The sequence below is a fragment of the Marinobacter sp. genome (assembly GCF_033722195.1).
In the GTDB taxonomy this organism is placed as follows: Bacteria; Pseudomonadota; Gammaproteobacteria; order Pseudomonadales; family Oleiphilaceae; genus Marinobacter.
Map to the genome: position 1 here is coordinate 1 of NZ_JAWVZL010000180.1, position 2,962 is coordinate 2,962.

The 2,962-nt window shown below is 65.7% G+C and carries 3 protein-coding genes and 1 pseudogene; 3 read left to right on the forward strand and 1 reads right to left on the reverse strand.

What is annotated here, in order from left to right; all coding sequences use genetic code 11:
- Positions 1-219: anti-sigma factor domain-containing protein (locus tag R3280_RS16490; protein ID WP_318999700.1), on the forward strand; the 219-nt coding region annotated here is incomplete at its 5' end.
- A gap of 6 nt (positions 220-225) precedes the next feature.
- Here the strand turns inward: R3280_RS16490 and R3280_RS16495 are convergent.
- Positions 226-1,653, reverse strand: a complete 1,428-nt coding sequence (locus R3280_RS16495; RefSeq protein ID WP_318999701.1) for an HDOD domain-containing protein — start codon at positions 1,651-1,653, stop codon at positions 226-228.
- 185 nt (positions 1,654-1,838) lie between these two features.
- Here R3280_RS16495 and R3280_RS16500 point away from each other — a divergent pair, with 185 nt between their 5' ends.
- Together R3280_RS16500 and R3280_RS16505 are read left to right on the forward strand one after the other, a co-directional pair.
- A complete protein-coding gene (locus tag R3280_RS16500) occupies positions 1,839-2,846 on the forward strand; it encodes a methionine ABC transporter ATP-binding protein (protein ID WP_318999702.1) in 1,008 nt (335 codons plus the stop codon).
- Positions 2,843-2,962 (forward strand): annotated as a pseudogene (locus R3280_RS16505) (metal ABC transporter permease); the annotation flags it as partial. The gene R3280_RS16500 and the pseudogene R3280_RS16505, both read left to right, overlap by 4 nt.

The window sequence follows — 2,962 nt, forward strand, 5'->3', positions numbered from 1 at the left end:
AAGGACTATGAGCTCTGGATCGTGCCGGAGAGCGGCAATCCGCTGTCCCTGGGTGTGGTGCCGGTGGGGGGCGTCTACCAGGTCACCCTGACCGACGAGGCCCGCCAGGCGCTGAGCAGCAGCCGGACCCTGGCCATCAGCCTGGAGCCGGCCGGGGGTTCACCCACTGGAGCCCCCACCGGGCCGATCCTGCACGTGACCAAGCTCTATGAATTGTAGCCGGACTCAGGACACCGATAGCAGTGTCAGGCAGAGCTGGGCGTGCCGCACAAAATGGCTGAAGGCGGTGAGCTGGCCGGCACTGGGAGCCGAACCTGCGCCGGCGTTGTCGGCGTAGAACAGCCCCACAATCCGGCCCTTCGCCATGAGCGGCCCCACCAGGGCAGGCACCTTGCCCACCCAGGGGTCGAAGCCGGCGCGCTGGGCGTCCTTCGCGGGCTTGTAAAGCGTACACTCGTGATCGCTCAGCAGGCGGTTGAGGGTGGTCTTGCGGTTGCGCTCGATCACGAAGCCGTCGCGCCAGCCCTCGGTCTCCAGCCCCAGCACCTTGCGGGGTACCAACTGGGTACCGGAACGGTCACTCATCAGCAGGGCCACCCGCTGCATGCCCAGGGCGCGCTGGATGCCCTCGGTGACCAGCTGGCAGACCTGGTTGATGTCGGGCTTGGCGGTCAGGCATTCCGCCAGCTCCCGCAGGATCTGCAGCTGAAGTTCGGGGTCCGGGGCTGCCGGCTGCGGGGACTTGGTGGTTTCCTCGGCGCCGGTGTCGGCACCGGGCAGCAGTGCCTGAACCTGGGGAATACCCAGTGACACCGCGATCTTGGCGGCCTCGCCGGCATTGATGCGGACCTGGTCGCGGACGGTGGCCGGAGCCTCCTCCAGTTCGCCGCCGAGGGTCTCCATCAGCTTGTCCATGTCGGCGCCGCGCCAGCCGGATTCCGACAGCCGCGCCAGTTCCACCGAGTGGCGCACCAGGCTGGCGGCCTTGGAGTTGGGCCGGCCCGCCGATACCACGTCCCGGATGAACGGCCCCAGGGCCCAGGCCTCCACCAGGCCACGGGTGATCTCGGCAAAGGTGGTCTTGAGCACCGTTTTCTGGGCCGCCACCGCCGGCTCGTCCTGACCCAGCCGCTGTTCCAGCTCGTCGGCCTGCTCGGTATCGCAGGACCAGAACGCCAGTTCACCGATGTTCATCAGCAGTGCGCCGATAAAGACTTCCTCCAGCGCCTGCTCGTTGCGCCTCGGCAACAGGCAGCGGGCCTGCACCGCCGCGTGCAGTGCCCGGGCCAGGCATTTGAGCAGGTGGCTGCGCTCACTGCGGGCCAGCAGCGTATCGACGATCAGCGACGAGATGGCCATGGACTTGACCGCATCAAAGCCGATCAGGGTGATGGCGCGACTGACGGTGCCCACCTGGGTCCGGGTCTGGTTGTAGAACACGGTGTTGGACAGCCGCAGTACCTGGGAGGTGAGCTGGGCATCGTTGAGAATCACCTCCGCCAGTTGGTTGACGGTACTGCTGTTGCTGTCGGTGAGCTCGTTGATGCGGCGCAGGGTATTGGCCAGCACCGGCAGCTCCACCTTGCTCAGGTAGTCGACCCAGGCGCGGGTGCCGTTCATGCGGGTGGGCAGGGTGTCGGTGGTGCTGGCCAAGGTGCTCTGGTGCCTCCAACTGGCTGAAAATGGCGGATCGGATTGCCGATCCCTGACTCCAGTCTAACGTATCACTCCCGATGGGATAATGCCGGCCATAAGATTTAACAGGGTCCCGACTCGGGTTCGCCAGGCGCTTGGGCTATACTGTCGCGTTCTTAACGCTGCACTCACAAGGCTGCTCCGTGATTGAATTTGACCAGGTCCAGAAGTCCTACCAGGTGGGCGACCGGGCGATCCCCGCGCTGCACGCCACCAGCCTGACCATCGAGACCGGCGAGGTGTTCGGTATCGTCGGTCACTCCGGTGCCGGCAAGTCCACCCTGATCCGTCTGATCAACCGCCTGGAGCGGCCCAGCGGCGGGCGCATCCTGATCGACGGCGAGAACGTCACCGATTACGACGCCGGCGAGCTGCGGGCCTACCGCCGCAGGGTGGGCATGATCTTCCAGCACTTCAACCTGCTGTCATCCAAGACCGTGAGCGACAACATCGCCTTCCCCATGAAGCTGGCGGGCATCTATTCACGCCAGCAGATCGAGGAGCGGGTGACCGAACTGCTGGCGCGGGTGGGCCTCACCGACCATGCCCGGAAATACCCCAGCCAGCTTTCCGGTGGCCAGAAACAGCGTGTCGGTATTGCCCGCGCCCTGGCCTGCCGGCCCACCATCCTGCTGTGTGACGAGGCCACCAGCGCCCTCGACCCCCAGACCACCCAGTCGGTGCTGCGGCTGCTGGCGGACATCAACCGGGAGCTGGGCCTGACCATCGTGCTGATCACCCACGAGATGGATGTGGTGCGCCGGGTCTGCGACCGGGTGGCGGTGATGGACGCCGGTGAGGTGGTTGAAATGGGGCCGGTGAGCGAGGTCTTCCTGCACCCCAAACATCCCACCACCCGGGACTTCGTGTTCGAAAGTGAGAACATCGACCGGGACGAGATGCAGGAGGACCTGCAGCACGCCAGCGGCCGCATCCTGCGCCTTACCTTCAAGGGCGAGGCCACCTACAAGCCGCTGCTCGGGCATGTGGCCCGGGAATCAGGGGTGGACTTCAGTATCCTGTCGGGGCGGATCGACCACATCAAGGAAACCCCCTACGGTCAGCTGACATTGTCGCTGGTGGGGGGTGACCTGAGTCGGGCCATGGCGGCGCTGGAAGCAGCGGACGTGCATGTGGAGGTGCTGCGATGATCGAGCAATGGCTGGCTAATGTGGTCTGGGCCGAGATTGCCTGGGCCAGCTGGGACACCTTGGTGATGGTGGGCGTGTCGCTGCTGTTCAGTGTGCTGATCGGCCTGCCGCTGGGG